The following is a 24,791-nucleotide window of genomic DNA, read 5'->3' as shown; positions in this document are numbered from 1 at the left end:
GCACTCTCACTTGTTGAGTGCTAACAACGCTCCATAGTGCAGCATTCCCGCGCGTCAGTCCACCGCGACTGTCGTTCGGTGACCCAGCCCACGTGCCGCGACCAGTCCGCCGTGGGCGGGGTGCAGCGCCTTGCGGAAGGCCAGCAGCACCAGCAGCGCGAGCCCGGTGCCGACCAGCGGGGTGAGGAACCCGGCTCCGGCTCCCGCACGGTCCGCGAGCTGGCCCGCCACTGTCGAGCCGGTCGCCTGGCCCAGCGCGACCGCCCCGGTCAGCCAGGTGAACGCCTCGGTGCGGGCACCCGCCGGGACGAGCGACTCGATCAGGGTGAAGCAGGTGATCATGCAGGGCGCCACACACAGTCCGGTCAGCGTGCCCAGCGCGCCCAGCGCGACCGCCCAGGGGGCGAACTGCGCGGCCAGGGCCAGCAGCGCCGCGGCCGCCACCAGCGCGGGGTAGGCGGTCAGCAGCCGGGTCTGCGGCCCGCGCTTCCACCGGACGGTACCCACCGCGACAGCGGCCAGCATGTTGCCCGCGGCGAAGACGCCGTACATCAGACCGTTGGCGCCCGGACGGCCGATCGCCTCGGTGAACGCGGTGAGCGAGACCTGCATACCGCCGAAGACCATGCCGATACCCAGCAGCGCCGCGACGAGCACCCGTGCCCCCGGCGCCGCCAGTGCGGACGGCCGGCCGTCCGCGCCCTGTCCGCGCGCGGTGTCCGCGCCCCGCCCGGCCGGGCGCCCGGCGGTCGACGGAACCGGCTGCGTACGGCGCTGCGCGGCGAAGACCAGTCCGCCCACCAGTGAGATGGCCGCCTCGGCCGCGAGCCCCGCGGCCGGGTGCACTCCGGTGCACAGCGCCGTGGCCAGGACCGGGCCGACCACGAAGGTGAACTCGTCCGTCACCGACTCGAAGGCGGCGGCCGTCGTCATCAGCGGGGATCCCTGCAGCCGCGCCGCCCAGCGGGCCCGCACCATCGGGCTGATCTGCGGAGCGGTCGCACCGGCCGGTACGGCAGCCACGAAGAGCGCCCACAGGGGGGCGTCCAGGAGGGCGGCGGCGATCAGCGCCCCGACGGTGAGGACGTGCAGGAACGCCTGCGGGACCAGGACCGCGCCCTGCCCGAACCTGTCGGCGAGCCTGCCGCTCTGCGGCGCCAGTACGGCCATGGCGATGCCGGCCGTCGCCGACACCGCGCCTGCCCGGCCGAAGGATCCGGTGGTGTGCTGGACGAGCAGGACGATGCTGATGGTGAGCATCGCGTAGGGCTGGCGGGCCAGGAAGCCCGGCAGCAGAAAGGACCAGGCTCCCTCGGTCCGCAGCAGTTGTCCGTATCCGGGACGCCGGGAGGAGCGCTCGGAGTGCCGGTTCCCGGTGTTCTCGTCGGTCCGTGCGGTGTCGGTCTCGGTGGCCGGGGATTCCACGGCCGGGCCTTTCTGCCGCCTGGTAGCGCGCTCAGGGTGACGCGCCGAGAGCTGTCCTCTCGCGCAGGACCGGGGTAGATACCCGGTCCGGTGCAAGGGTGGGCTTCCGGACCGTGGCCGCCGAGCGGTCGCGCCAGCTCTGCATCAGGCAGAGTCGGGGTGAATCTTTACCTTGTGAGGATAACGGTCGGCGGCGGTGTTCCGTAACACGAGGCGCAGACCGCGGACACACGGCACGGCCCGCGGTTGCCCTCGACGGCACGACGGCATGAGCCCTCAGCGCCGACCAGCCCGCAGCGGTGCACCGTCACCGGCGCACCGCTGTGCTTCCTCCGGAGCCCAGCCAGCCGGCGAGCTTGCCGCCGCGGCTGACCGACAGCAGCCGCCGTTCGGCCGCGTCCCGGACCCGGTCGGTCGTGACGACCAGGAGCTCGTCGCCGTGCCGCAGCACCGTGGAGGGCAGGGGGACGAAACTCTCGCCGTCCCGCACCACCAGGGTGACGGCGGCGCCCGGCGGCAGCCGCAGCTCGGTGACCTCGACGCCGTGCATCCGGGAGGACGGCGGGATGGCCACGGACAGCAGATGCCCGCGCAGCCGCTCCAGGGGCGCGGATTCGATGTCGAGGTCGGCTGCCTCGTCCCGCTCGTTCAGCCGCAGCTTCCGCGCCAGCCAGGGCAGAGTGGGCCCCTGTAGGACGGTGAAGACGACGACCAGCACGAACACGATGTTGAAGATCCGCTGGCTGCCCTTGACCTCGGCGACCATCGGGATGGTCGCCAGCACGATGGGCACGGCGCCTCGCAGCCCGGCCCAGGTGAGCAGCGCCTTGTCCTGCCAGGGCAGGCGGAAGCGGTCCAGGCACAGGAAGACGGACAGCGGCCGGGCGACCAGGGTCAGGGCCAGTCCGATCAGCACGGCGGGCCAGAAGTCCTTCCACAGCTGGTGCGGGGTCACCAGCAGACCGAGCAGGACGAAGAGGCCGATCTGCGCCATCCAGGCCACCCCGTCGGCGAAACCCCGCACGGCGGGCCGGTGCGGCAGTTTGCCGTTGCCCAGGATCAGCGCGGCCACGTAGACGGCCAGGAAGCCGGATCCGTGCGCCATGGCGCCGCCCGCGTACGCCAGGAAGCACAGGGCCAGCACGGCGATGGGGTAGAGGCCGGAGGCGGGCAGCGCCACGTGGCGCATGCCGAGTTCGCCGAGTTTGCCGACGATCAGTCCCACCACCAGCCCGATGCCGAGTTCCAGGAAGATCTGCCCCAGCAGGAAGTACCAGGTGTGGTGCTCGGAACCGAGCGAGGAGAAGGTGACGACCAGCAGCACGACGGGGGCGTCGTTGAAGCCGGATTCGGCTTCCAGGATGCCGGTGAGCCGCTTGGGCAGCGGCACCCTGCGCAGTACGGAGAAGACCGCGGCGGCGTCCGTGGAGGAGACGACGGCGCCCATCAGCAGGGATGCCTGCCAGTCGAGGCCGACCAGGTAATGCGCGGCCAGGGCGGTGACGGTCACGCTGACGGCCACCCCGAACGTCGAGAGCACGGCGGCTGCGGGCACGGCGGGCCGGATGTCGCGCCACTTCGTACCGAGCCCGCCCTCGGCGAGGATCACCACAAGGGCGGTGTATCCCAGGGTTTGGGTCAGCGCGACGTCGGAGAAGCCGAAGCCGATGCCGTCCTGCCCTATCGCGATGCCTATCCCCAGGTAGACCAGCAGGCTGGGCAGCCCGCTGCGGGAGGAGAGCCGGACCGCGACGACGGCGATGAGCAGGACGAGGGCGCTGAAGAGCAGGAGCTGGTTGAGGCTGTGGACGGTCAGGGCACGGGTCCTCTCTGGCCGGGGCTCTCTCCTTGAGTGCACGAGTCGGGTGCTCCGGACGCGGGGAATCGGCGCCGGGGCGGGGTTCCTTGAGTGGGCGAGCGGGTGCGCGCGATGGTTCTGACGGCCTCCTGACGCTTTCCTGACGTGTTCTTAACGCCTCGACCATGGCGGGGCCGCTGCTCCCGGACCGTTGTCCGGCAGCGGCTAGTTCGTTTGGGTAGCTAACAATTTACCATTACTTGAATATGCCCCGGCGGGAATCGGCTGAGGGTGACTCGCTGTCCGGGCGCGCCGACGGTCGGCCTATGGTTGCTCCGTACGGACCGGGCCCGTCCGGTCCCCCGTAACGGTCCACCCTGCCCCGCTAAGGACAGCGATGCCCGCCAAGAAGACCTCGCGACGCGCCCGCCTCATCGTGATCGTCGTCGTGCTGCTGCTGGTGGCCGGCGTCGGCGGCGGCACCTACTGGGGCATCAGCACCGTCCGCGACTCCTTCCCGCAGACCACCGGTTCGCTCAAACTCAAGGGTCTGGCCGCACCGGTGAGCGTCAAACGGGACGGCAGCGGCATCCCGCAGATCTACGCGGACAACGCGAAGGACCTCTTCCTGGCGCAGGGCTACGTCCAGGCGCAGGACCGCTTCTGGGAGATGGACGTACGCCGCCACATGACCTCCGGGCGGCTCTCGGAGATGTTCGGCGACGGGCAGGTGGAGACGGACGCCTTCCTGCGCACCCTGGGCTGGCGCCGGGTGGCGGAGAAGGAGTACAAGCAACTCCCCGAGGAGACCCGGGACTACCTCAAGGCGTACTCCGCCGGGGTCAACGCCTACCTCAAGGACCACAAGGGCTCCGCGCTCTCCGTGGAGTACGCGGCGCTGGACCTGGCGGGCGAGGACTACCAGCCCGCCGACTGGAGCCCGGTCGACTCGGTCGCCTGGCTCAAGGCGATGGCCTGGGACCTGCGGGGCAACATGTCGGACGAGGTCGACCGGGCGCTGATGACCAGCCGCCTGGACAAGGATCAGATCGAGGACCTGTACCCGGAGTACCCCGTCGACCGGAACAAGCCGATCGTGGGCCAGGGTTCGGTCGACCCCGCCACCAAGAAGTTCGACCCGAAGGCCGAGGCCGACGAGGCCGGTTCGGGTACCGGCACCGGGACGGGCACCGGCTCCGGAACAGACGCCGGAGGCACTGAGCAGCCCGCTGCGGGCGCCGGCGGCGGCACGGGGACCCCCGGGGCCTCCGGGGGCTCCGATGGCGCCCAGGGGGCCGGCGAGGCGGCTGAGGGCGCCACCACGCAGATGGGGGCGGTGGCCGACAAGCTGGACGAGATCCCCGGGCTGCTCGGGCCGAACGGCAGCGGCATCGGGTCCAACTCCTGGGTGGTGTCCGGCAAGTACACGACCACCGGCAAGCCGCTGCTGGCCAACGACCCTCACCTGGCGCCGCAACTGCCCTCCGTCTGGTACCAGATGGGCCTGCACTGCCGCTCGGTGGACAAGTCCTGCCCCTACGACGTCTCCGGCTTCACCTTCTCCGGCATGCCCGGTGTCGTCATCGGCCACAATCAGCGCATCTCCTGGGGCATGACCAACCTCGGCGCCGACGTGACCGACCTCTACCTGGAGAAGGTCCGCGACGGGAAGTACCTCTACGACGGCAAGGAGGTCCCGTACCGCACCCGTGAGGAGACCATCAAGGTCGCCGGCGGCAAGGACCGGACCATCACCGTCCGCGAGACGAACAACGGCCCGATCGTCTCGGACCGCAACAAGGAACTGCGCAAGGTCGGCGACACGGCCCCCGTGGGCAACGCGGCGCCCGACCGCGGCGACGGCTACGCGATCTCCCTCCGGTGGACCGCGCTGGAGCCCTCCAAGACCATGGACGCGGTCTTCAAGCTCAACCGGGCCGCCGACTTCTCCGACTTCCGCGCGGCGGCCCGCGAGTTCGCCGTCCCCTCGCAGAACCTCATCTACGCCGACACCAAGGGCAACATCGGGTACCAGGCCCCCGGCAGCATCCCGGTGCGCGGCAAGGGCGACGGACGTTACCCGGCGCCCGGCTGGGACCCCCGCTACCGCTGGAAGGGATACATCCCCCAGCGCGCCCTGCCGTGGGAGTACAACCCCGAGCGCGGCTACATCGTGACCGCCAACCAGGCCGTTGTGGACCGCGAGAAGTACCCCTACCTGCTCACCGACGACTGGGGCTACGGAGCGCGCAGCCAACGGATCGACGACCTCGTCCAGTCGAAGATCAAGGACGGCGGGAAGATCTCCATGGACGACATGGAGACGATGCAGATGGACAACAGCAGCGAGATCGCCAAGCTGCTGGTGCCCTACCTGCTGAAGATCGAGGTCCGGGACAAGTACGTCCGGAACGCGCAGAAACTGTTGGAGGGCTGGGACTACACCCAGGACTCCGACTCGGCGCCCGCCGCCTACTTCAACGCCGTCTGGCGCAACCTGCTCAAGCTGGCCTTCGGTGACAAGCTCCCCAAGGCGCTGCGCGTCAAGGGCGACTGCCTGTACGTCGCGCCCTCCGACGACTCCGGCCCGGTCGACGACCTCAGCGGCAACCAGCGGCTGGTGCGCGAGTGCGGGCAGCGCTCGGCGGACTCCGCGCAGCCCGACGGCGGGGACCGCTGGTTCGAGGTCGTGCGCAAGCTGCTCAAGCAGTCGGACAGCGAGTGGTGGAAGACCCGCGACACCTCGGTGCGCAGGGGCGACAAGAACCGCGACGACCTGCTGGCGCACGCCATGAAGGATGCGCGCTGGGAGCTCACCTCCAAGCTCGGCAAGGACATCGACACCTGGAGCTGGGGCAGGCTGCACCGGCTGATGCTGAAGAACCAGACGATCGGCACCAGCGGCCCCGGATTCATGCAGTGGCTCCTCAACCGCGGCCCCTGGGACCTGGGCGGCGGTGAGGCGGCCGTCAACGCCACCGGCTGGAACGCGGCCGGCGGATACGACGTGATCTGGGTGCCGTCGATGCGGATGGTCGTCGACATGGGCGACCTGGACAACTCGCGGTGGATCAACCTCACCGGCGCCTCCGGGCACGCCTACAACGCGCACTACACCGACCAGACCGACAAGTGGGCCAAGGGCGAGTTCCTCAAGTGGCCCTACAGCGAGAAGGCGGTCGACAAGGCGACCGAGGACCAGATGGCGCTCACGCCCTGACGTGTCCACAATGGTGGCCCGGCACGCACCGCGCGTGCCGGGCCACCGTCGTGCGGTCGGGGCGGTCGAGGGGGCCGGCGCCCCGCCGTGGCCCGACGGTGCGCTGGGCCCGCCCGGTCCGCCTGGCCCACCCGGGCGGGTCGCCCCGGGCCGGTCGCCGGCCGCGGGGTGGCCCGGTCAGCCTTCCGCGCCCCCGAAGTGGTGCACGCCGCTCGGGGTCACGGCTGTCGCCACCCGCCGGTCGTGCTCCTCGCCGTCGATACGGTCGACCAGTTCGCCGTCGTACAGCAGCACCGCGCACACCGGCTGCGCGCCGCAGGCCGCCAGCCGGGCGAGCACCCTGTCGTAGCAGCCCGCACCCCGTCCCAGCCGCAGTCCGCCCCGGTCCACGGCCAGCCCCGGCAGCAGGACCGCATCGGCCTGTGCGACCGCTTCGGGGCCGAGCCGCGGTCCGGACGGCTCCCGCAGTCCGCGCCCGGCCGGGACGAGCGTCCCGGGGCCCCCGTGGACCGCCCAGTCGAGGTCGTCGTCCTCGCGCAGCACCGGCAGCAGCACGCGCACGCCGCGTGCGCGCAATGCCTCCAGCAGCGGACCGGTGCCCGGCTCGCTGCCCACTGACGCGTACGCGGCGACGGTCGCCGCGGTGGAGAGGCCGGGCAGCTCCAGTACATGCCGGGCCAGCGCGTGCGCGGCCGCATCCAGGTCACCGGGGGTCAAGGTTTTCCTCACCCGCAGGACAGCGCGGCGCAACGCGTGCTTACTACCGTCGCCGACAGTCTCCGGCTCGCCCATGGAGCGTCCTTCCCTTCCGCGCGCGAAACGCAACAAACCCAACAAACGCGATAAACGCCGTGGACGCTTATCTTTCCCATCAAGTGACCGGTTATGGTGCGGGACATGACTACTCCCCGCTCACGGATCACCAAGGCAGTCATCCCCGCCGCCGGCCTGGGCACGCGCTTCCTGCCCGCGACGAAGGCCACACCCAAGGAGATGCTCCCGGTCGTCGACAAGCCCGCGATCCAGTATGTGGTCGAGGAGGCCGTCACGGCCGGTCTCTCGGACGTGCTCATGGTCACCGGACGCAACAAGCGTCCCCTCGAGGACCACTTCGACCGCAATTACGAACTGGAGCAGGTCCTGCGGGACAAGGGCGACGACGGGAAGCTCGCCCGGGTGCAGGAGTCCAGCGACCTGGCCACCATGCACTACGTCCGCCAGGGCGACCCGCGTGGCCTGGGCCACGCCATCCTGTGCGCAGCCCCGCACGTGGGGGACCAGCCCTTCGCCGTCCTCCTCGGCGACGACCTGATCGACCCGCGCGACCCCCTGCTCGCGCGGATGATCGAGGTGCAGGAGGAGCGCGGCGGCAGCGTCGTGGCGCTCATGGAGGTCGATCCCGGCAGCATCCACCTGTACGGCGCCGCGGCCGCCACCGCCACCTCCGACCGCGACGTGGTGCGGGTCTCGGACCTGGTGGAGAAGCCCCCGGTGCAGGAGGCGCCCAGCAACCTGGCCATCATCGGCCGCTATGTGCTGGACCCGGCCGTCTTCGAGGTGCTCGGCAAGACCGAGCCCGGCAGAGGCGGCGAGATCCAGCTCACCGACGCACTGCAGACCCTCTCCAGCGACGAGTCCGTGGGCGGCCCGGTGCACGGCGTCGTCTTCGACGGGCGCCGCTACGACACCGGGGACAGGGCGGACTACCTGCGTGCCATTGTCAGGCTTGCGTGCGAACGTGAGGACCTGGGCCCGGAGTTCCGGGAGTGGTTGCGTGGATACGTCACCGAGGAGATGTAAGTCGTGAGCAAGACCTGGTCGGTCGAGGAGCACCTGGAGGACATCCTCCGCAGCGTCCGCCCGCTGGACCCCATCGAGTTGAACCTGCTCGACGCGCAGGGCTGCGTCCTGGTCGACGACGTCGTCGTCCCCGCCGCGCTCCCGCCGTTCGACAACAGCTCCATGGACGGCTACGCGGTACGGACCGCCGATGTCCGGGGTGCCAGTGAGGAGTTCCCCGCGGTGCTCAGCGTGGTCGGCGACATCGCCGCCGGGAGCTCCGGACTGCCCGTCGTCGTCTCCGGTGAGGCGGCCCGCATCATGACCGGCGCGCCGCTGCCGCCCGGCGCGGAGGCCGTCGTCCCGGTCGAGTGGACCGACGGCGGCACGGGCGGCGGCCCCGCGGACGCCATGGCCGCGCACAGCGCCGCGCCGGAGGGCGCCTCGGGCCAGGTGCGCGTGCACCGTCCGGTCGCCGCCCGTCAGCATGTACGGGCCAAGGGCAGCGACGTCGAGGCGGGCACTGTCGCGCTCAGGGCCGGCACCGTTCTGGGGCCCGCGCAAGTCGGTCTGCTGGCGGCCGTCGGGCGCGGCTCGGTGGTGGTGCGTCCGCGCCCCCGGGTGGTCGTCCTCTCCACCGGCAGCGAACTCGTCGCACCGGGTGAAGCGTTGGGCCCCGGACAGATCCACGACGCCAACAGCTTCGTGCTGACCGCCGCCGCACGCGCGGCCGGAGCCATCCCCTACCGGGTCGGTGCGGTGGCCGACGACGCCGAGACGCTGCGCGCCACCATCGAGGACCAGCTCATCCGGGCCGACCTCGTCGTCACCAGCGGCGGAGTGAGCGTCGGCGCCTACGACGTCGTCAAGGAGGCGCTCTCCCAGGTGGACGCCTTCCGCGGCGGCGAGGAGGAGGACGGCGCGGACGATCCGGCGCGCGACACGGTGGAGTTCCGCAGGCTGGCGATGCAGCCGGGCAAGCCCCAGGGGTTCGGTCTGATCGGGCCCGACCGCACGCCCATCCTCACTCTTCCCGGCAACCCGGTGAGCGCCTATGTCTCCTTCGAGTTGTTCGTCCGCCCGGCGCTGCGTCACCTGATGGGCCAGAAGCCCGTCCGGCGCCGCACCGTGCGCGCCCGGCTGGCCGGGGGCACCGCGCTGACCTCTCCGGAGGGGAAGCGGCAGTTCCTCCGCGGCGACCTCACCCCGTCCGCCGAGCGGGACGGCCTGGGCACGGTCCGCGCGGTCGGAGGCTCCGGCTCCCACCTGATCGCCGCCCTCGCGCACGCCGACGCGCTGATCGACATCCCGGAGGGGACCGGCCGAGTCGCCCCCGGTGACGAAGTGACCGTCGTTCCCCTGGACTGACCGTGGCAGGACGCGGCAGACCGCGCACCGGCCGCTGCCGGTACCGTGTCCGGGCACAGCACAGGACCGGGAGAACCATGACCAGCGCTCAGCAGCACCTCACCCACGTCGACGCGTCCGGGGCCGCGCGGATGGTCGACGTGTCCGAGAAGGACGTCACCGCGCGCTCGGCCCGTGCCACCGGGCGGGTGCTCGTCGCACCGCAGGTGGTCGCGCTGCTGCGGGGCGAAGGCGTGCCCAAGGGAGACGCTCTGGCGACCGCCCGGATCGCCGGGATCATGGGCGCCAAGAAGACTCCGGAACTCATCCCACTGTGCCACCCGCTCGCCGTCTCCGGGGTCGAGGTCGACCTGTCGGTCGCCGACGACGCCGTGGAGATCGCCGCCAGGGTGCGGACCACGGACCGCACCGGTGTCGAGATGGAAGCGCTCACCGCGGTCACGGTCGCCGCACTGACGGTCGTGGACATGGTGAAGGCCGTGGACAAGTCCGCGGTCGTCACGGATGTCAGAGTGGAGGAGAAGGCGGGTGGAGCGTCGGGGAACTGGGCGCGGCAGCCGCGCGCCGACGAGGTCGGCGAGGAGGGCGTATGAGCGGTCCCGGGCACCGCGGGAGCGGGTCGGCCCCGCACGGCCGCGGAGAGGAGACCGCTGCCCACCGTCACGGGGACGGGACCACCGTGCACGACTCCGGTGGCGAGGTCACGCCGCACGCCCACCGTGCGTCCCACGGCCCCGCCGCGAGCGCTGCCGCGTCGGTGCGGCCGTACCGCGCGCTCGCGGTGACGGCCTCCAACCGTGCTTCGGCGGGCGTCTACGAGGACAAGGGCGGGCCGCTGCTCGTGGCGGGTCTGGAAGCCATGGGGTTCGCCGTGGACGGGCCGCAGGTGGTGCCGGACGGCGAGCCCGTCCGCGAGGTGCTCCGGGAGGCGGTGGCGGCGGGCTACGCCGTCGTCCTGACGACCGGCGGCACCGGCATCTCCCCGACCGACCGGACTCCCGAGATGACGCGTTCCGTCCTGGAGCGCGAGATCCCCGGTATTCCGGAGGCCATCCGTGCCGAAGGGGCGGCGAAGGTGCCCACGGCGGCGCTCTCGCGCGGTGTCGCGGGGGTGGCTGACCGCACCCTCGTCGTCAACCTCCCGGGCTCCACCGGCGGTGTCAAGGACGGGATGGCCGTTCTGGCCCGCCTGTTGCCGCATGCCGTCGACCAGATCCACGGCGGCGACCATCCCACCGAGCCGGGCCGTCCCACCGAGCCGGACTCCCCGCGGCGGTCCGGCGGGCACAGAGGGGACGACGCCCGCTGAACGCCCCATGGCCGGTCGAGCTGGCGGACGGTCCCACGACCCTCCGCCCCATAAAGTCGCGCGACCAGCGCGCCTGGCGGGAGGTCAATCAGCGCAACCGGGACTGGCTGCGTCCCTGGGAGGCCACGATTCCGCCCGCGCCGCCCGGCCAGCTGCCGCCGCGTCGCCCCACTTTCCGCCAGATGGTGCGGCATCTGCGCACCGAGGCGCAGGCCGGCCGGATGCTGCCGTTCGTGGTGGAGCACGAGGGGCGGCTCGCCGGGCAGTTGACCGTGGCGGGTATCACCTGGGGCTCCATGTGCTCCGGCCATATCGGCTACTGGGTGGACCGCGCGGTGGCGGGACGGGGCGTCATGCCCACGGCGGTGGCGCTGGTCGTGGACCACTGCTTCCGCACTGTCGGATTGCACCGTGTCGAAGTCTGCATCCGCCCCGAGAACCTCCCCAGCCGTCGCGTGGTGGAAAAGCTCGGCTTCCGGGAGGAAGGAATCCGGCCGCGCTATCTGCACATCGACGGCGCCTGGCGCGACCACCTGGTGTTCGCCCTGACAGTGGAGGAGGTCCCGGAGGGCCTGCTGACCCGCTGGCACCGGTCGAGGCCCGGCCACTCCACTGAAATAAAATAGACGTTCGATTTGTGGGGTCGGTCGGGGAGACGGGATTCCCGCGCCCGCGCGTTCCGGCCATTTCTCGGCCGATTCCGCATAGTCCCGGGCCGTCGGTCATAAAAAAGTTCGACGGATCGGCCAGATCGTGCAACACGCCGGGCTGTTTGGCAGATGGGCTCACGTAATCCCCTCTACCGTGTGAGGGTGAGCAGCAGTGGCCTCATCTACGCAGTCATCGTCGGGGCCTGGGCCGCCTACTTGGTGCCGATGTGGCTTCGTCGCCAGGACGAGTTGAACGAAGCCCGTCCGACGGAACGCTTCAGCACCGCCATCCGGCTGCTGTCCGGCAAGGCCGGTATGGAGCGCCGCTACGCCAGAGAGGCGGAACGGCGCCGCGTCCGCGAGGGGTGGGCGGCCGACGACCCGTACGCACGGAGAGCCGGCGCCGAGCACGAGCCCGGCTCCTCCGCCGCGTACGGCTCCGGCGGTGACGCGTACCGGAGCGACCCGGACGCCGCCACCGAGCAAGCGGTGGACGTCCGGGCCTTCGCCGACCCCAAGACCATGGTCGGCGCCCCCGGCGCCGAAGCGCTGACCGAGGTGCACGCTCACCCGGAGGGCCGGCCCGCCGGAACGGTCCGCCCCGGCAGCCGGAGCGGCCATCCGGGCACCGCCGCCGCGCACCGCGACCACGACGTTCCGGAGGACGCGGCCGTGGCGGCAGGGTCCGGGACGGCTCCGGCGCGGTCACCGGGCCGCCCCTCGGAGCAGTCGGGGGAGGCCCGGTACGACCAGCAGGGCGCCGACCGGACCGGACCGGACCGCTCCCGCACGAGCGCGGCCGAGCGGGCGGGGACGGCACGCTCTCGGACCGCCGACCCGCGGACCGCGCAGGGAGCGGGACGGCGGGCCAAGCAGGCCAAGCGGGCCAAGCTGCTCGCGCGGCGGCGGCGCACGACGATGCTGCTCTTCCTCGCGTTCACGGTGGGCACGGTCGTGGCGGCAGTCCGCGGACTCGCCCTGCTGTGGGTGCCCGCCGTCCCCGCCGTCCTGCTGAGCGTCTACATCGTCCATCTCCGCGTCCAGGAGCGCCGCCGCTTCGCCTTCACCATGGACCGGCGCCGGGCCGAAGCGGCGGCGCGCAGTCTGCGCGCCCAGCGGCCGTACGACGACGCCGGACCATCCGAGCGCCGCCGGGCCGAGGCGCTGCACACCGACACCGAGCCGGGCCTCCCGGTGCGTACGGAGGGCGACGGCGCCACCGGCCGCCAGGGCCGGCGTCACGGCGAAGAACAGCATCCCCGTGAGGAGCGCCGCCCCCGGGCCGGCGGCCCCCCGGCGGATGTGGCGCCCCGGCGCAGACCCGAGCACAGCGGCGCACGTCCGGAAGCCCCCGCCGCTGACCGCGCGGGTGCGCCCCCGGAGGCCCGGGCCCGGGCCGAACAGCAGGAGGCGGCGGAGCGCCGCGCACTGGTCGAGCAGACCGACCACGCCGAGTGGGTCGACCAGCAGCGCGCACGGGACAGGGACTCCTCCGAGGGCGAGGGCTGGGAACCGGTGCCCGTACCGCTGCCCACCTATGTCAGTGCCCCCGTCGCACCCCGTGCGACGCGCGGCGTCGACCTGGAGGCTCCCGACGCCTGGAGCTCGGCCCGCTCCAGCAGCGTCCCCGCCGCCGAGCCGCACCCCGCCGCCGAGGACGGAACCACCGCCGACCGCGACCGCACACCCCTCTTCGACCAGTACGAAGGCGAACAGCGACCCCGCGCCGCCAACGAGTGAGTCCGCCGTTGACGGTTCCGCGGGAGGCCCGGGAACGGATTTCCTCCCGTCCCGGCGAGGGTGCTACTGTTTCCTCTGTCGCAAGGGCCTGTGGCGCAGTCCGGTAGCGCATCTCGTTCGCAACGAGAGGGTCAGGGGTTCAAATCCCCTCAGGTCCACAGCACGTCAGAACCCCTGTCGGAGTCATCCGGCAGGGGTTCTTCGCGTTGTGCGGCAGCGAAGGGTGGTGCCGCTCCCGGAGCGGGTGGAAACGCGGTCGTGGCCGACTGGGACGGTGAGGTAGAACGGCCGGCATGACGGTCTTCTACTGCACGAAGTGCGGTGCCCAGCTCACGCAGGACCTTCAGAAGCTTCCTGCTGTTCCCGACGCTTCCGTGAGCGACCGGGACCGCGACCGCAAGACCTGGCTCGCGCCCTCGACCGTGCCGCGCGGCCACTACGCCATCGACCCCGAGCCATGGGGAGCACCCTTCGTGGCTCCGGACCCCCGGCACCCGAAGCCTTCCGGAAGCCGCCCCCTCCTCATGCCGCACGACATGACCCGCACGGTGTCCGCAGGGCCCCGGAATACCGTCGTCGTTCATCCAGATGATGTGTCCACCGTCCGGTTGACCGGGGCCTCGACTGTCCACTGGGGGTGCTGTGGGCCGCTCGGCACCGGAGGTCGCAACATGGCATGTGCCTGCGGAACGCTCCTGGCCACCCTCGCGGCGGACTGCATGGGTCCCCACGAACTGCATCTCGATCCGATCCGCGTGTATGCCTACACCCCCGACCCGCCTGGGTGATCACCGGTCGCTCGGGCGCCGCAGCGATGTCCTCCGGGACGGTCACAGGAATCGGGCGCCTGCGAGCGCGCACGAGACCCCTCCCGCTCTGCTTGCTCGGGCAGGATCTCCGGTGCTTCCGGGGGTGGTTCACAGGCGGGGTGCCGGACGAGCCTGCGGGTGGCGTCCGTTCTCGCGGACGACGTGACCAGCCGGCCGGTGAGACGTGGCCCGGCCCGTCGCTCAGGGGAGGCGGCTGGTCGGTGGCCAGGGTGTTCATGGCCGGCCGGAGGACGCGGGCGGCCACCGCCGCCGGCCCGCCGGGGACGACGATGTCGCGCCACGTGACGGCAGTGGTGGCGCCGGGGGGCCGGGCCTCGTCGGTATACACGTCGGAACCCCTGGTGGGGTGCGGTGGCTTGAAGGAGCCGGCCGGTGACACCGCCCGGTGGCCCTGTGTCCCCGGTGAGCGGTGCCGTGCGGTGCGGCAGCCCGGTCCCGGGACCCGGACGGCCTCTGCTCTGGAAGGCCCGGCTTCCGGGAGGCCCGGTCAGGGGTGCGGGCGCGCAGAGGGAGCGGGGTCAGGCGTTCGTCGTGTCCTGCGGCGTGCGGGTGCGGGTGCGGAGGAAGAGCGCGGCCAGGACGGTGCCGAGGAGGACGAGTGCGGTGTTGACCGCGATGGCGGTGGCGACTCCGTGGTGGATCGCGGTGGCGGTGGTCGCGCCCGAGGTGCCGGCGGTGACGACGGCGGACATGACCGGCGTGCCCATGGTGATGCCGACCTGCTGGGACATCGACGCGAGACCGGTGGCCAGCCCCTGTTCGGCATCCGGGAGGCCGCTGGTGGCGGTGACCATGAAGCCGACGATGACGAGCATGTTGCCGACGCCGCCGAGGAATGTGGCGGGCAGCAGCAGGCCCAGCGCGGCGCCGGTGGTGGTGCCCAGGAAGAGGAGGGCGGCGGTGGCGACCGCCTGCAGCAGGCCGCCGCCGATCAGGGCGGTCAGGGTGGAGGTCCGGGCGATGGCCTTCGGCGCGACGAGTCCGCCGAGGACGGTGCCGATGCCCAGGACGCCGAAGGTGACGCCTGCGGCGAGCGGTGTGAAGCCGAGGGTCTTCTGCAGGTAGAGGGTGAGCAGGTAGACCAGCGAGGTCTCGGTGGCGAAGGCGAGGAGCCCGAGCACGTTCCCCCAGGCGACGTTGCGCCGGCCCAGGACCCTGGGCGGGACCAGCGGCTGGGCCACCCTGCGCTCGATCACGAAGAACGCGGCCAGCAGCGCGGCGCCCGCGGCGAGGCCGGCCACGGCGTGCGGGGCGGTCCAACCGTGCTCGCCGGCCTGGGTGAGGCCGTGGACCAGGGCGAGCAGACCGCCGGTGACCGTGAGGGCGCCGGGCAGGTCGAGCCGGGGCCGGGCGGCGGGTGCGGGCTCCCGGATGACGGCGGGCGCGACGAGGACGACGGCGAGCGCGACGGGGACGTTGAGGAAGAACGCCCAGCGCCAGGAGAGCAGGTCGGTCAGCACCCCGCCGAGGACGGCGCCGGTGGTGAATCCCGCGGACATGAGAGCGCCGTTGATGCCCAGCGCCTTCTGCCGCAGCGGGCCCTCGGGGAACGCCGTGGTGAGCAGGGAGAGCCCCGCGGGTGTCGCGGCGGCCGTGGCCAGGCCCTGGGCGACGCGGGCGGCCAGGAGCACCCCCGGGCTGGTGGCCAGGCCGCCGACGAGGGAGGACAGGCCCAGCAGCGCGAGGCCGGCTATGAAGATCCTCTTGCGGCCGACCAGGTCGCTGATGCGGCCGAAGAAGAGGGTGAAACCGGCGGCGGCGAGTGCGAACGAGGTGGCTATCCACTGCAGGTCGGCGAGGGGGAAGCCGAGCCCGTCGCCGATCGCGGGCAGCGCGACGTTCAGGATCGAGAAGTCGACGGCCAGCATGAACTGGGCGACCAGGAGCACGGCCAGGACCACCCTCAGCCGCCCGGTGAGCTGCCGGGGCGTGGCCGTCGGCTCCGGCACCGCCCTGACGTCGGGGGCGGCCGGCGTGGTCGACTCCGGTTTTGTTGTGGGCATGACAGGACTTCCTTCCAGGCGACCGCTGTGGTCGACGGTGCGGCGGAGGTGCGGTGCGTCAGGGGTGGGATGGCGAGTCACTGTAACGGGACTTGCGTTCCGTTATGACTGCGAAGGTAGCACGAGAAAGGCTTTAACGGAACTGTCGTTCCGATAGGGGCTCGGTGCCCCGGGAGCGCGCTGACCCGGTCGGCCGGTGCGCGGGCGGACGGTCGCCTGGGTCGCGACGGCGCCTGCCCGCCGGGCCGCAGCCACTGGGGCGGCAGTGGGCGGTCCGGACTCGGAGGGCTTCCGCCCGGGCGGTGGCCCACGAACCGCGGGGGTGCGGCGGCGCAGGGGTGCGCAGGGTCGGCGGTTCGCCGCCGGGGTCGACGATGCCGCGACCACCGGTCGGCGGGCCGTGGGGTCAGCCCGCCGACCGGTGGCGATTGGTGCCGCGCGTGGGGCGGGCGTGCCGGGAGGGATGTGTGGGGACCGGGGGGAGGTCGAGCTGTCGGACGAGCTGATGGAAGCAGAGCAGCGCCGTGATGGGCGGCAGACCGGCCACCGCGATGCCCGCCGGGGTCGGCGGGGCGTCGGCGACGCACAGCAGGGAGGCGACGGCGGCGAAGAAGAGGACGACGAGCCAGGAGTGCACCGTACGGCGGCGGTAGGCCCGGGTGCGCAGAATCGAGAGCGTGGCCGCGACCCAGGGGGCGTAGATCAGCAGCGGCCAGGCGTGCGCGACCCCCGGGGGCGCCGACTCCTGGGCGAGGTCGTAGAGCGACGGGTAGGACGCCTTGGCGCCCAGGAAGCTGACCAGGAGGACGATCATGGCGGTGAGCGTGACCGAGAAGGCGCTCAGGACCCGCCGCCAGCTCAGTTCTCCCCGCTGTTGCTGCTGCTTCGCCCGCTCCAGGGGACGTTCCTTGCGGTGCCGGGCCCGGGTGGCCGCACCGGAGGAGTCCGCCAGGCGCTCCTGCTCGACAGTGTCGAGGAATCGGGCGAGTTCGGCGTCCAGGTCCGCGTGGTGGTCGGTCTGCTCGCCGCGCTCGGGGTGCGGCGAGCCGAAACGGGTGAGCCCGAGGGTCCCGGTGTCGGTGGGGTCCAGTCGCACGGCGTTGTCGTTCCTGACCGGCGCGGCCCCCCAGGTGTGGGCCGGGTGCACATCCGGTTCAGCCGGTTTTCTCTGCCCGGGGAAGCCGGTGTCCGGATCAGGGGGTACGTAGGACGTGTACGAGTGCGACGTCTCGGTCAAGACTGAACTCTCTTCTCTGCGGGCAGGTTCAGACGACTGTGTCGAGGCCGGTCCCGCACGCGCATGACGCCCTTGGTGGTGACCGACGCCGCGTCGCCCCGGTCGTCCGCGCCGACCAGCGAGGGCGGATGACGGAGATGACCGTCTCGGGTACATCCCGGTCAACGAATGCTCCAGCCGGCGGAAACCCCTGTGTGCAGTACTCAGACTTATGAGTATGCGGTTTTCCGCACGTATGTCACTCCTGCGTGGAGCAGCGAGAAGAGGGTGAGATGTGCAGGATGTCGTTTCACCGGATTTTCGACCGCGCTATGCGGCGCGTGGTCTCCTCGTTCGCCGTGGCGCATGCGCGATTCCGCCGGGCAGGAAGAGGAGCCGGCGGCAGCTCTTCCGGACGCCGGTAGCCTGGGGCTCCGCCGTCCGAGAGAGCTGCCGCCCCATGACCGAACCGTCCGCCGCGCGTGACGCGTACACGCACGAAGAGCGAGCGCACGACGGCCGCGACGTCGGTCATGCGCACGACCGGCCCGCGCGGCGCGGGCCGACGCCCCGCGACCCCTGGGGGGCCCTGGTCGAGGTGGTGCGGTGCCCCGTCTGCGGCGACTCCCTGGCAGTGGCGGAACGGTCGCTGCGCTGCCCGAACCGGCACACCTTCGACATCGCCCGGCAGGGATACGTCAGCCTGCTCTCCGGGGCCAAGCGCACCGCGAACGCCGACAGTGCGGCGATGGTGCTGGCCCGCACGGCCTTTCTGGAGACCGGGCACTACGCGCCGCTGACCGGAGCGCTGGCTCGGATCACCGCCTCGCTCGGCCCTCCCGCGGAGGGCGCAGGGGACACGGTGCTGGACGCCGGTGCGGGCACCGGGCACTACCTCGCCGCCGTCCTGGAGGCCCTGCCCGGCGCGGTGGGACTGGCGCTCGACGCGTCGCCCCACGCGCTGCGCCGGGCCGCACGGGCCCACCCGCGCGCGGGCGCGGCCAGTTGGGACGTCTGGCGGCCGTTCCCGGTCCGGGACGGCTGCGCGGACGTCGTGCTGAACGTCTTCGCACCGCGCAACGGCGCGGAGTTCCGCAGGGTGCTCAAGCCCCGCGGGGCGCTGCTGGTGGTCACGCCGACCGGGCGGCATCTGCGGGAACTGCGCGGCGCGCTGGGCCTGCTGGAAGTCGACCCGGACAAGGCGGAGCGCCTGGAGCGCACCCTGTCCGGGCACTTCGCACCGGAGCGTACCGAGGCTCTCGAGTACCCCCTCGACCTGTCCGCCGCGGACGTGGCGAACCTCGCCGCCATGGGGCCGGCCGCGCGGCATGTCGAGCCGGAGGAACTGCGGGGGCGGGCCGCGGCACTGGGGGAACGGGTGCAGGCCACGGCGTCGTTCGGCATCTCGGTGTACCGGCCGGTTCCCACCGCCGGGTGAGCCGTTCCGCCCGCACCCGTCCGCCCCCCGGTGTGGGGAGCGGCTGACCGCCAGGCCCCCGGTTCCGCCACGCCCCCGATCCGCCGCTCCCCGGGGCCGTCGCGCTCCGGTCGGCCGCTTCCCGGTCCGCCGCGTCCCCGCCCGCCGCGCGGTGGCGTCCGCTAAGCGGCCCGCGGTGCTCCGGCTTCCCCGGGGGCGTTCGCCGCGGCCCGCTTGAGGCGATCGGGGGTGGCGGCCAGGACGTCGTCGAGCAGACCGCGCGAGGTGTGCAGGGCCTCGATCTCCGCGGTCATCCGGTCGCGTTGGGCGAGCAACTGCCCCACCAGGTCGGGGCAGGTCGGGACGAGGCGATCACCCTCGTCCCGCAGGCACGGCAGGATCTGCGCGATCGCCGAGGTCGACAGCCCCGCCGTCAGCAGGCAGCGCACCCGGCGCACCGTGTCGACATCCGTCTCGCTGTACTCGCGGTAGCCGCTGGGCAGCCGCTGCGGGCTCAGCAGACCCTGCTTCTCGTAGTAGCGCAGCAGCCGCTCGTGGACGCCGGTGCGGCGCACCATCTCCTTCATCCGCATGGCCGATCCGCCCCCTCGAAGCCGCCGGAGGCATCCCGCCCCGGACGCGGCTTGACTCTGACACTGATGTCGGAGTTTAGCTTCTGGGACATGACCGAGAAGCACACCGCGGCTGCGGCCGCATTCCCGTCTCTGGACGTACACGTACAGGGCAGCGGCCCCGCGCTGCTGCTCGCACACGGCGCGGGCGGAGGGATCGAAGCCAACTTCGGGCACGTACTGGACGATCTGGCGTCCGATCACACGCTGATCGGACCGCACTATCCGGGTGCCGGAGGCACGCCCCGGGCGGCGGAGCCGCTCGACCTGGACACGCTGGCGGACGCCGTCGTGCAGGCCGCGGTCTCGCGGGGGCACGAACACTTCACCGTGCTGGGGGAGTCCCTGGGGACGGTGGTCGCTCTGCGGGCCGCGGCGCGGCACCCGGAGCGGGTGACCGGGCTCGTGCTGACCGCCGGGTTCGCGGTGGCCGACCCGCTCCTGGAGTTCGCCGCCGCCCTCGTCACCCGCCTGGGGCGGGCCGGGGAGTGGGACGCGGTCGCGCGCGTCGCCACCCAGGCCGCGCTGTCGGACGGCGAACTGGGCGAACTCACCGCCGAGGAGCTGGAGGGCGCCGTCGCGGCGACCCGGGAGGGGCTGCCGCCGGGCATGGTGGACCACTTCGACCTGGTGCACCGGGTCGATGTGCGCGGCGACCTCGCGGGCATCCGGGTGCCCGCGCTGGTGGCGGTGCCAACCGGTGATCGCCTCGTGCTGCCCGACAGCTCCCGCAGGCTCGCCGCCGCCCTTCCGGGCGCCGCCCTGGTGGAGATTCCGGGCGGCGCCCACGTCCTGGGCGAGCAGGACCGCAAGGTGTGGCTCGGGCATGTGCGGGAGTTCCTCGCCGGGCTGCCGGAGGGCGCAGGGCGGCCCGCTCAGCAGCCGCCGCAGTTGTAGTAGGTGACGTCCCAGTGGTTGCCCTCGCGGTAGTAGATGTTGCCCGAGGCCGACTTCCACTTGGAGCCGCCGATGGAGGTGAAGGCCCCGGTGATGTAGCTGTCCAGGCAGCTCGAGAGGGACATGTCGAGCTTGTAGCCGTTCCAGTGGCTGTAGGTGCCGGAGGCGTGCCCCGTCTCCGTGCCGCCGGTCAGCCGGACGGCACAGCCGGACGCCCTCTTGAGGGTGACGGCGCCGTCCGCGGTCTGCGACCGGAGCCCCTGGAACGAGGTGCAGGTGGGGTTGTTCCGGTCCGAACAGCCGCCGCTGGACGTCCAGGTGATCCCGGCGGACCGGAAGATGGACGTCGCCTGGGAGTGTGTCAGCTTCGCGAGGAGCTGCGGGCTCCCGGCGGCCCGCGCAGGGCTCTGTGGGGGCGCGGGGGACGCCTGCGCCGCCTGCGCGTTCACCGGCGCGGTCAGCGCCAGTGCGGCGGCCGCGGCGGCGCCGAGGAGTCCGGTCCGAGCGTGGCGAGTGGGTCTCATGGGTGCCTGCCTTCCCGAGGGACGGGGTGGGGGGTGCACGACTCGCGGAGTGTCGGGGGCGGTGGTCGGGCGTCAACGTAGCGGCATGGCAGGGGCATGTAAACAATGTCTCCGACTGGTCCGGCCATTGGCGTTCAGGGTGTCCCGGGGAGCACGCTCCGGGCGCCGCGGGGAGGCGGCAGGCCCGTTCAGGGCAGCAGCTTCAGCCCCACCGCACCGCCGACGATCAGCAGCAGGCACAGCAGCCGCGCCGCGGAGACCGTGTCCCCCAGCACGGCCATCCCGTAGACCGCCGTACCGACGGCGCCGATCCCCACCCACACCGCGTACGCGGTGCCCAGCGGAATCTGCGAGACAGCGTACGACAGGCCCGCCATGCTGGCCGCGAGCGCGACCAGGAAGAGCACCGAGGGCCACAGCCGGTGGAACGTGTCCGACGCCTCCAGAGCGGTAGCCCACAGCGTCTCCAGGCACCCGGAGACGATCAGCACGCCCCACGCCAGGCCCATCCGGTACTCCCTCGCTCCGCGCGCCCTGCCGATGCCACCCGCCCGGCCCCGGTGCACCTGTCGGCGTCGCCGGTGCCCGGGGCGTCGTGCCGCCCCGTCGCCCTGTCCCGCCCCGCTAGCGCCGCCACCAGTGCGTCTCGCGGCCGCTCGCCCGCTCCTTCTCGCCCTCGCCGAAGCGTCCTGTCTCGTGGCCGGTGGTCGCGGATCCGGTGGGCGCGTCGGAGGCGTTGGGACACGACTGGGGCTTCGAGAGGATGTCCTCCTCGACCTCCTGCCGCACCGCGGCTGCGAGATAGTGGCTGACACCCGGTCCCAGCGCCTCCCGCACCGCACCGGTGGAGGTCTCCTTCACATCGGCCACCACCACCGTGCTCGCGGGCGGGATCTCCGCGGTGAGCTCCTCCAGCCCCTCGTTCGTCTCCACGACCCGGCGGGCGTCGTGGCCGCCGCCGATCAGGCCCCCGGTGGTGAAGCCGAGCAGGGCACCCCGCGGCCCGCCCACCAGGCCCACCAGCGCACCGACGAGGCTGCCGACGGCGAACCCCGCGGCGCCGCTGATGTGGTCCACCTCGCCGAGGATCTCGGCGTGCCCGTTCGGGTCCCGGCTGATCACCCGGGCCTCCCGCAGGTCGAGCGCGCCCCGGCTGTGCGCGCGCTCCAGCGTCTCCAGCGCGTGCTGTGCCGCCCCGGTTCCCCGGTCGGTGAAGTCGGCGCACACGATGTATTCCGTCATACGACCCACGATCCGCGCTCTCGCGGGCTCCGGCATCCCCAGTCCGGCAGCACCCGCGCGACCTGCGGATTCGCCCCGACGGCAGCCCTCGCGGCCCGGATCCTCGGCCGGTCCCGTCCGGTGTCGCGCTCCGCCGCGCGATCCGTACGGTGCTGCGACTGGCACCGGCGGGGTGCGGCGGGTGAGGGTGACCCCATGAGCGTCGCGTTCCTCTTCCCCGGCCCGGACTCGCTGCGGGCCGGCATGCTGCACCGGCTGCCGGACACGGCCGCCTCGGCGACCGTGCTGGCCGAGGCCGAGTGGGACCATCCGGGAGGGGTCGCGGAGCTGGACACCGCCGAGGCGCTGGCCGGGTCCGAGGTGGCGCGGCACGTGAGCCTGCTGGTCGCCGGGGTGGCCGGTGCCAGAGCGCTGGTCGAGGACGAGGAGGTCCTCCCGGCCGCCGTGGCGGGCCACGGGCTCGGCGGCTACGCGGCGGCCGTCGTCGCGGGACTGCTCACCTTCCCGGAGGCGCTGCGGGCCGTGCGGCTGCGTGCCGAACTCGTGGAGCGGGCGGCGGAGCCCCCGCACGATCTGGGCATCCGGATGGCACAGCACCTGGCCACGGTGCCGCGCCGTAACCACGCGCTGCCCTACGTGGCCGGCACCAGCGGTCTGTGTCTGCACGGCGACGCCAACGGCGTCTTCGACGACCTGGCCCGCTCCGTCGCGCTGCCGGTCCGGCACGAGGCCGTCACGGCGGCCCTGCGGGGGACCGGCGCGGACCGGTGGATCGAACTGCCGCCCGGTCGGGCACTGACCGCGCGGCTGGCCGGGGGCGGCGCCGACGCCGTGGGGCCCGGGGTGCGGGTCGTCTCGGTCGAGGAGATCGGCATCGCGCAGGTCGCCGACTTCGCCAGAGGGGTGACCGGGGACGTGACCGGGTTCGGGGATGTGACCGGAGAGGGTGCTGCGCCCGCCTGTTGACCGGGCTGTCGGACGGCCCTGCGGGCTCCGGTGCGGTCAGTCGGTTCCGCGCAGCGGCTTGACGAAGCAGCGGCTCTCCGTGTGGAACCGGTAGTGGCCGAACTTCGCCGGGGCCGGAACATATCCCGATGACGTGTACAGCGCGATGGCTTCCGGCTGCTGCAGCCCCGTCTCCAGCACCACCCGGGTGCGGCCCGCCTCCCGGGCGTCGTCCTCCAGCAGCGCCAGGATCCGGCGTGCGAGGCCCTGGCCGCGCACCTCGGGCACGACGAACATCCGCTTGAGCTCGGCGTCGCCGTCCGCGTAGTTCTCGTCCTCCTCATCCGGCCCGTGCGCGGCGTCCCGCGCGCGCCAGGCGCCGGTGGCCACCGGCCGCTGCTGCGCGTCGTAGGCCAGCAGATACAGACCGCGTGGCGGCTGGAACATCGACGGATCCAGTGGCGTCGCGTCGCCTTCCGGATCGCCGTAGCGCAGCGCGTACTCCTGGAGCACGAGGTCGCTGAGCTTCCGGGCGTCCGGGTGGTCGTAACCGACGGGAACGATCTGCATGCGGGCATCGTAGAGCGGACGGAAGCGCGAGGGGGCGGCCGGTCGGCCGCTGCGGCGGGCCCCTCCCGGCACCTTCCCTCCGCAAGAGGCAGCGCAGTGCCTTGCCCCCGGGCGGCCGGTGGGGCGCATCGGCTGGTCATGTCCCGATCACGCCTGCTCCGTGTCGTCGGTCACAGGCCGGGCAGCCCTCCGCCGAGGGCAGGCGCCGGAGGCGCGGGGCGGCGACAGCGGCACGTCGGTCGCGGGCTGCACCGGCATATGGTGCGACGGATGCGCGTACCGATGAGGAGCATGTTGTGCACAAGGTGAGCACGGTCAACGTGAACGGATTGCGGGCCGCGGCGAAGAAGGGGTACGCGGAGTGGCTGGCGGCCACCGACGCGGACGTGGTCTGCCTCCAGGAGGTCCGCGCGGAGCCCGAGCAGCTGCCCGAGGCGGTGCGGTACCCGGAGGGATGGCACGCCTTCTGGGCACCGTCCTCCGCGAAGGGCAGGGCCGGTGTGGCGCTGCTCACCCGCCGGGAGCCCGACAGTGTGCGGGTCGGCTTCGGCGCACCCGAGTTCGAGGAGTCCGGCCGGTACCTGGAGGCGGACCTGCCCGGTCTGACGGTCGCGAGCCTGTATCTGCCCTCGGGGGAGGTCGGCACCGAGCGGCAGGACGAGAAGGAGCGCTTCATGGCGGCGTTCCTGCCCTACCTGCGCGATCTGCGGGAGCGGGCGGCGGCGGCCGGGCGTGAGGTGCTGGTCTGCGGCGACTGGAACATCGCCCACCAGGAGGCCGACCTGAAGAACTGGCGCGGCAACAAGAAGAGCTCCGGGTTCCTGCCCGAGGAGCGCGCCTGGCTCTCCCAAGTCCTCGACCCGCAGGACGGCGGCTGCACGGATGTCGTCCGGGCGCTCCATCCGGATGTCGCGGGGCCGTACTCGTGGTGGTCGTACCGGGGCCGTGCCTTCGACAACGACACGGGATGGCGGATCGATTACCACATGTCCACACCGGGCCTGGCCGAGCGCGCGGTGAAGGCGTATGTGGAGCGGGCCGCCACGCACGCCGAGCGGTGGAGCGACCATGCGCCGGTGACCGTCGACTACGGGGTCTGAGCCGGCTGCTTCCAGAACCGGTCTGCGCCTCTCCCGGGCGCCCGCCGGGTGCTCGTGACACCGCGACGTGGCCGGGGCTTCGGCGGGTGCCGTGGTCTTGTGCGGCCGGTGCGGGCCGGGCCACCG

At 72.6% G+C, this 24,791-nt stretch carries 22 protein-coding genes and 1 tRNA gene; 13 read left to right on the top strand and 10 right to left on the bottom strand.

The window, feature by feature from the left end:
* Positions 1-54 precede the first annotated feature (54 nt).
* A complete protein-coding gene (locus ACFYMO_RS25300; protein ID WP_366773656.1) occupies positions 55-1,425 on the bottom strand; it encodes an MFS transporter in 1,371 nt (456 codons plus the stop codon).
* A gap of 307 nt (positions 1,426-1,732) precedes the next feature.
* A complete protein-coding gene (locus ACFYMO_RS25295) occupies positions 1,733-3,283 on the bottom strand; it encodes a potassium/proton antiporter (protein ID WP_366773655.1) in 1,551 nt (516 codons plus the stop codon).
* A 337-nt stretch (positions 3,284-3,620) separates the two neighbouring features.
* Here ACFYMO_RS25295 and ACFYMO_RS25290 point away from each other — a divergent pair, with 337 nt between their 5' ends.
* A complete protein-coding gene (locus tag ACFYMO_RS25290) occupies positions 3,621-6,443 on the top strand; it encodes a penicillin acylase family protein (RefSeq protein WP_388549116.1) in 2,823 nt (940 codons plus the stop codon).
* A gap of 177 nt (positions 6,444-6,620) precedes the next feature.
* Here the strand turns inward: ACFYMO_RS25290 and ACFYMO_RS25285 are convergent, their stop codons facing one another.
* Entirely contained in the window at positions 6,621-7,235 is a 615-nt protein-coding gene (locus ACFYMO_RS25285) for a 5-formyltetrahydrofolate cyclo-ligase (protein ID WP_366773653.1), read from the bottom strand.
* A 105-nt stretch (positions 7,236-7,340) separates the two neighbouring features.
* On the opposite strand from ACFYMO_RS25285, the gene galU reads away from it, so the two are divergent.
* The 8 genes from galU (at position 7,341) to ACFYMO_RS25245 (ending at position 14,077) form a co-directional block, all read left to right on the top strand.
* A complete protein-coding gene (galU, locus tag ACFYMO_RS25280; protein WP_388549112.1) occupies positions 7,341-8,243 on the top strand; it encodes a UTP--glucose-1-phosphate uridylyltransferase GalU in 903 nt (300 codons plus the stop codon).
* A 3-nt stretch (positions 8,244-8,246) separates the two neighbouring features.
* Positions 8,247-9,590 carry a gephyrin-like molybdotransferase Glp gene (glp, locus tag ACFYMO_RS25275; protein ID WP_366773651.1) on the top strand — a complete coding sequence of 448 codons (1,344 nt, stop codon included), beginning with the start codon at positions 8,247-8,249 and terminating at the stop codon, positions 9,588-9,590.
* Between the two features lie 77 nt (positions 9,591-9,667).
* A complete protein-coding gene (gene moaC, locus ACFYMO_RS25270) occupies positions 9,668-10,183 on the top strand; it encodes a cyclic pyranopterin monophosphate synthase MoaC (protein WP_366773650.1) in 516 nt (171 codons plus the stop codon).
* Positions 10,180-10,899, top strand: a complete 720-nt coding sequence (locus ACFYMO_RS25265) for a molybdenum cofactor biosynthesis protein B (RefSeq protein ID WP_388549107.1) — start codon at positions 10,180-10,182, stop codon at positions 10,897-10,899. Before moaC ends, ACFYMO_RS25265 begins: the two co-directional genes overlap by 4 nt.
* Complete coding sequence (locus tag ACFYMO_RS25260) at positions 10,896-11,525, top strand: GNAT family protein (RefSeq protein WP_366773678.1); 630 nt, start codon at positions 10,896-10,898, stop codon at positions 11,523-11,525. The genes ACFYMO_RS25265 and ACFYMO_RS25260 overlap by 4 nt, the downstream gene beginning before the upstream one ends.
* A 153-nt stretch (positions 11,526-11,678) precedes the next feature.
* A complete protein-coding gene (glpR, locus tag ACFYMO_RS25255; protein WP_388549104.1) occupies positions 11,679-13,289 on the top strand; it encodes a gephyrin-like molybdotransferase receptor GlpR in 1,611 nt (536 codons plus the stop codon).
* 84 nt (positions 13,290-13,373) lie between these two features.
* Positions 13,374-13,447 (top strand) — tRNA-Ala (locus ACFYMO_RS25250).
* A 135-nt stretch (positions 13,448-13,582) separates the two neighbouring features.
* Positions 13,583-14,077, top strand: a complete 495-nt coding sequence (locus tag ACFYMO_RS25245; protein WP_366773647.1) for a hypothetical protein — start codon at positions 13,583-13,585, stop codon at positions 14,075-14,077.
* A 560-nt stretch (positions 14,078-14,637) separates the two neighbouring features.
* Here ACFYMO_RS25245 and ACFYMO_RS25240 read toward each other — a convergent pair.
* Positions 14,638-16,122: an MFS transporter gene (locus tag ACFYMO_RS25240; RefSeq protein ID WP_388549101.1), complete on the bottom strand. Its 1,485-nt coding sequence runs from the start codon at positions 16,120-16,122 to the stop codon at positions 14,638-14,640.
* A 406-nt stretch (positions 16,123-16,528) separates the two neighbouring features.
* Positions 16,529-17,359, bottom strand: coding sequence for a DUF2637 domain-containing protein (locus ACFYMO_RS25235; protein WP_366773645.1), 831 nt, complete (start codon positions 17,357-17,359; stop codon positions 16,529-16,531).
* Positions 17,360-17,798: 439 nt separating this feature from the next.
* Here ACFYMO_RS25235 and ACFYMO_RS25230 point away from each other — a divergent pair, with 439 nt between their 5' ends.
* The gene (locus ACFYMO_RS25230) at positions 17,799-18,776 is read left to right on the top strand and encodes a putative RNA methyltransferase (protein ID WP_388549098.1); all 978 of its coding nucleotides are present in this window, start codon (positions 17,799-17,801) and stop codon (positions 18,774-18,776) included.
* Positions 18,777-18,937: 161 nt separating this feature from the next.
* Here ACFYMO_RS25230 and ACFYMO_RS25225 read toward each other — a convergent pair whose 3' ends face one another.
* Positions 18,938-19,348: a MerR family transcriptional regulator gene (locus ACFYMO_RS25225; RefSeq protein ID WP_366773643.1), complete on the bottom strand. Its 411-nt coding sequence runs from the start codon at positions 19,346-19,348 to the stop codon at positions 18,938-18,940.
* Between the two features lie 90 nt (positions 19,349-19,438).
* On the opposite strand from ACFYMO_RS25225, the gene ACFYMO_RS25220 reads away from it, so the two are divergent.
* Complete coding sequence (locus ACFYMO_RS25220) at positions 19,439-20,284, top strand: alpha/beta hydrolase (RefSeq protein ID WP_366773642.1); 846 nt, start codon at positions 19,439-19,441, stop codon at positions 20,282-20,284.
* Here the strand turns inward: ACFYMO_RS25220 and ACFYMO_RS25215 are convergent.
* The 3 genes from ACFYMO_RS25215 to ACFYMO_RS25205 form a co-directional block, all read right to left on the bottom strand.
* Positions 20,263-20,808 carry a hypothetical protein gene (locus ACFYMO_RS25215; protein WP_366773641.1) on the bottom strand — a complete coding sequence of 182 codons (546 nt, stop codon included), beginning with the start codon at positions 20,806-20,808 and terminating at the stop codon, positions 20,263-20,265. The two genes, ACFYMO_RS25220 and ACFYMO_RS25215, sit on opposite strands and share 22 nt — an antisense overlap.
* A 188-nt stretch (positions 20,809-20,996) precedes the next feature.
* On the bottom strand, positions 20,997-21,317 hold the full coding sequence (locus tag ACFYMO_RS25210) for a multidrug efflux SMR transporter (protein WP_366773640.1): 321 nt from the start codon (positions 21,315-21,317) through the stop codon (positions 20,997-20,999).
* A 115-nt stretch (positions 21,318-21,432) separates the two neighbouring features.
* Positions 21,433-22,050, bottom strand: coding sequence for a DUF1269 domain-containing protein (locus tag ACFYMO_RS25205; RefSeq protein WP_388549092.1), 618 nt, complete (start codon positions 22,048-22,050; stop codon positions 21,433-21,435).
* A 195-nt stretch (positions 22,051-22,245) separates the two neighbouring features.
* Here ACFYMO_RS25205 and ACFYMO_RS25200 point away from each other — a divergent pair, with 195 nt between their 5' ends.
* Positions 22,246-23,016: a hypothetical protein gene (locus ACFYMO_RS25200; protein ID WP_366773638.1), complete on the top strand. Its 771-nt coding sequence runs from the start codon at positions 22,246-22,248 to the stop codon at positions 23,014-23,016.
* Positions 23,017-23,052: 36 nt separating this feature from the next.
* Here the strand turns inward: ACFYMO_RS25200 and ACFYMO_RS25195 are convergent, their stop codons facing one another.
* Positions 23,053-23,565 (bottom strand): GNAT family N-acetyltransferase, encoded by a 513-nt coding sequence (locus tag ACFYMO_RS25195; RefSeq protein ID WP_366773637.1) that lies wholly within the window; start codon positions 23,563-23,565, stop codon positions 23,053-23,055.
* 296 nt (positions 23,566-23,861) lie between these two features.
* Here ACFYMO_RS25195 and ACFYMO_RS25190 point away from each other — a divergent pair, with 296 nt between their 5' ends.
* Positions 23,862-24,665 (top strand): exodeoxyribonuclease III, encoded by an 804-nt coding sequence (locus tag ACFYMO_RS25190; RefSeq protein WP_366773636.1) that lies wholly within the window; start codon positions 23,862-23,864, stop codon positions 24,663-24,665.
* Positions 24,666-24,791: the final 126 nt, after the last annotated feature.

The sequence above is a fragment of the Streptomyces sp. NPDC007025 genome, from assembly GCF_042869455.1.
Classification (GTDB): domain Bacteria; phylum Actinomycetota; class Actinomycetes; order Streptomycetales; family Streptomycetaceae; genus Streptomyces.
This window is presented reverse-complemented; position numbering and strand designations above follow the sequence as displayed.

Coding starts and splice junctions, on each gene's coding strand:
- ACFYMO_RS25195 (WP_366773637.1), bottom strand. CDS start 23,565: ATGCAGATCGTTCCCGTCGGTTACGACCACCCGGACGCCCGGAAGCTC.
- ACFYMO_RS25225 (WP_366773643.1), bottom strand. CDS start 19,348: ATGCGGATGAAGGAGATGGTGCGCCGCACCGGCGTCCACGAGCGGCTG.
- ACFYMO_RS25200 (WP_366773638.1), top strand. CDS start 22,246: ATGAGCGTCGCGTTCCTCTTCCCCGGCCCGGACTCGCTGCGGGCCGGC.
- moaC (WP_366773650.1), top strand. CDS start 9,668: ATGACCAGCGCTCAGCAGCACCTCACCCACGTCGACGCGTCCGGGGCC.
- ACFYMO_RS25220 (WP_366773642.1), top strand. CDS start 19,439: ATGACCGAGAAGCACACCGCGGCTGCGGCCGCATTCCCGTCTCTGGAC.
- glpR (WP_388549104.1), top strand. CDS start 11,679: ATGGGCTCACGTAATCCCCTCTACCGTGTGAGGGTGAGCAGCAGTGGC.
- ACFYMO_RS25290 (WP_388549116.1), top strand. CDS start 3,621: ATGCCCGCCAAGAAGACCTCGCGACGCGCCCGCCTCATCGTGATCGTC.
- galU (WP_388549112.1), top strand. CDS start 7,341: ATGACTACTCCCCGCTCACGGATCACCAAGGCAGTCATCCCCGCCGCC.
- ACFYMO_RS25265 (WP_388549107.1), top strand. CDS start 10,180: ATGAGCGGTCCCGGGCACCGCGGGAGCGGGTCGGCCCCGCACGGCCGC.
- ACFYMO_RS25240 (WP_388549101.1), bottom strand. CDS start 16,122: ATGCCCACAACAAAACCGGAGTCGACCACGCCGGCCGCCCCCGACGTC.
- ACFYMO_RS25210 (WP_366773640.1), bottom strand. CDS start 21,317: ATGGGCCTGGCGTGGGGCGTGCTGATCGTCTCCGGGTGCCTGGAGACG.
- ACFYMO_RS25285 (WP_366773653.1), bottom strand. CDS start 7,235: ATGGGCGAGCCGGAGACTGTCGGCGACGGTAGTAAGCACGCGTTGCGC.
- ACFYMO_RS25230 (WP_388549098.1), top strand. CDS start 17,799: ATGACCGAACCGTCCGCCGCGCGTGACGCGTACACGCACGAAGAGCGA.
- ACFYMO_RS25205 (WP_388549092.1), bottom strand. CDS start 22,050: ATGACGGAATACATCGTGTGCGCCGACTTCACCGACCGGGGAACCGGG.
- ACFYMO_RS25215 (WP_366773641.1), bottom strand. CDS start 20,808: ATGAGACCCACTCGCCACGCTCGGACCGGACTCCTCGGCGCCGCCGCG.
- ACFYMO_RS25245 (WP_366773647.1), top strand. CDS start 13,583: ATGACGGTCTTCTACTGCACGAAGTGCGGTGCCCAGCTCACGCAGGAC.